We start from the raw sequence: 2,227 nt of genomic DNA, 5'->3' as shown, positions 1-2,227 counted from the left end.
CTTTGCAACAGTGCCCCTTCTCTTTCGGTCGGCCCGTGTTTTGGTTTTCCGCGGGAACCACGATCAAAAAAGGCCGCCCGCAGGCAGCCTTTCTGGGTTACGCTTTCGCCGTCAAACTCAACCTTTTGACCTGCCACAATTTTGCAGCGCTTGCGAGTTCCTTTCACGCTATTCACCGTGACATGACCGCCAGAGAACATGATTTTTACCATCGCACCGCTCTCGACCCAGCCTTCCAGCTTCAGCAGGTCACAGAGATCGACATGGGGATGATCGCCCATAGAGAAAGTTGCCATTATGCGATGCTCCATCGTCGTTATTTTCACAGGCCTGCAGGGTATTCTGGATCAGGGTCGCCACGGTCATTAGACCGACGCCGCCGGGGACCGGGGTGATGTAAGAGGCTCGCTCAGCAGCGGCTTCAAACTCCACATCGCCAACCACTTTGCCGCTCTCCAGACGGTTAATCCCGACATCGATCACGATCGCGCCGGGCTTGATCCACTCGCCGGGAATAAAGCCCGGCTTGCCCACCGCGATCACCAGCAGCTCGGCGTGCTCAACGTGATGACGCAGATCTTTCGTAAAGCGGTGAGTGACGGTGGTGGTGCAGCCTGCCAGCAGCAGCTCCATGCTCATCGGGCGGCCGACGATATTAGAGGCACCCACAACCACGGCGTTCAGGCCGTAAGTATCAATATTGTAACGCTCCAGCAGCGTCACGATGCCGCGCGGCGTACACGGGCGCAGCTTCGGCGCACGCTGGCACAGTCGACCGACGTTGTACGGGTGGAAGCCATCCACGTCTTTATGCGGGGCGACATGCTCCAGCACCTTAACGTTGTTGATGCCCGCAGGCAGCGGCAGCTGTACTAGGATACCGTCGATCTCAGGATCGTTGTTTAACGCAGTAATCAGGTCAAGCAGCTCTGCTTCGCTGGTGGCGGCGGGCATATCGTAAGAGCGCGAGAGGAAACCGATCTCTTCGCAGGCACGATGCTTGCTGCCGACATAAATCTGCGAAGCTGGGTTCTCACCCACCAGCACAACCGCCAAGCCAGGGGCGCGTTTACCGGCCGCCAAGCGCTGCCGTACCAGCTCTGCAACCTCCTGTCGCACCTGCTGCGCAATCGTTTTACCGTCAATAATTTCTGCTACCATCAGAGAGGGGGTCCATCTGTGTTGAGTTAAATCGGGTATTACGTCTATTTTGTCAGAAGCGAGCGCTGCTGTCAGGCATAGTTTTGCCTGTTCCCGTACAATCGTACAGCATCAGACTTTTCTCAGTATGCGATTCCCGGTTAATTCCTAATTCATTTCCTTTCAGGCTGTGCCAGCCTGTGCAATTCCCAGTCGAAACGCAACAAAACGGAGGGAGCTTATGCCGTGATCTTGCCCCGTCATCTCCAGACAGCTTTTGTATCTTAAGTTAACAATGCCTACTGCCGCCGGTATTCCCTCGGAGAGTAATACCCCAGCGCGCTGTGCGGGTGGTTCTCATTATAATGCGTGAACGCTGCTGCAAGGTTTCGCAGGGCTGTTCTCACCTCCGGTTTTGACATGAACGCGATATAGTCTTCCTTCATCGTTTTCACGAACCGTTCGGCCATGCCATTACTCTGTGAGCTACTCACCGCTGTTGTACAGGGCTCTAGGTTCAGCTCTCTGGCAAACTTCCTCGTTTCATGCGCGGTATACGCTGAACCATTAGGTCGAGTCCGTCAAGGTGGTGTAAATTCAGATCCAGCCTTCCGGTCCGGTAATATGTCTGTTAAGCGCTGAGTGGCAGCGCCTCGATCACATCGTTTTCAGCGGTCTGCTCTATCTCCGCCATGCTGTGCTGCGGCAGGTAGCGGTTCTGCAACAGCCATTCTTCGTTCTGCTCCGTCAGCACCGCACCCAGAAGCCGGGTTATGCTCTCTTCGTTGGGAAAAATACCCACCACGTGGGAACGCCGCTTCACCTCTTTATTCAGGCGCTCCAGCGTGTTCGTGGAGTGGATTTTCACCCGGTGCGCTCCCGGGAACCCGAAGTACGCCAGCCCCTCCGCCTCCGCTTCGTCCATCATCTCTGTGACTGCCGGGAAGTTCTTTTCCAGCTGGGCCGCGACCTCGCGCCAGGTGGCATGGGCGTTTTGTTCCTCCGTCTGCACGAACACCTGTTGCAACGCGGCACGGACAACCGACTGGCTGGCTCTGCTGACTCGCCCCAGCACGTTACGCATGAA

Annotated in this window: 2 protein-coding genes and 2 pseudogenes; all 4 read right to left on the bottom strand. The window is 56.3% G+C overall.

All coding sequences use genetic code 11. The annotated features are described in order from the left end of the window. Positions 1–95: 95 nt before the first annotated feature. A pseudogene (gene ybcJ / locus BBW68_RS00405) lies at positions 96–296 on the bottom strand (ribosome-associated protein YbcJ); the annotation flags it as partial. Then, positions 250–1,161 carry a bifunctional methylenetetrahydrofolate dehydrogenase/methenyltetrahydrofolate cyclohydrolase FolD gene (gene folD / locus BBW68_RS00400; protein ID WP_070133539.1) on the bottom strand — a complete coding sequence of 304 codons (912 nt, stop codon included), beginning with the start codon at positions 1,159–1,161 and terminating at the stop codon, positions 250–252. The gene folD and the pseudogene ybcJ, both read right to left, overlap by 47 nt. 278 nt (positions 1,162–1,439) lie before the next feature. Next, a pseudogene (locus BBW68_RS15220) lies at positions 1,440–1,709 on the bottom strand (integrase core domain-containing protein); the annotation flags it as partial. A gap of 62 nt (positions 1,710–1,771) precedes the next feature. After that, positions 1,772–2,227: transposase (locus tag BBW68_RS00395; RefSeq protein ID WP_186821233.1), on the bottom strand; the 456-nt coding region annotated here is incomplete at its 5' end.

Source organism: Candidatus Erwinia dacicola, assembly GCF_001756855.1.
GTDB classification, from domain to species: Bacteria; Pseudomonadota; Gammaproteobacteria; order Enterobacterales; family Enterobacteriaceae; genus Erwinia; species Erwinia dacicola.
The sequence above is the reverse complement of the archived record's forward strand: the minus strand, read 5'-3'. Positions and strand labels throughout refer to the sequence as shown.

Coding starts and splice junctions, on each gene's coding strand:
- folD (WP_070133539.1), bottom strand. CDS start 1,161: ATGGTAGCAGAAATTATTGACGGTAAAACGATTGCGCAGCAGGTGCGA.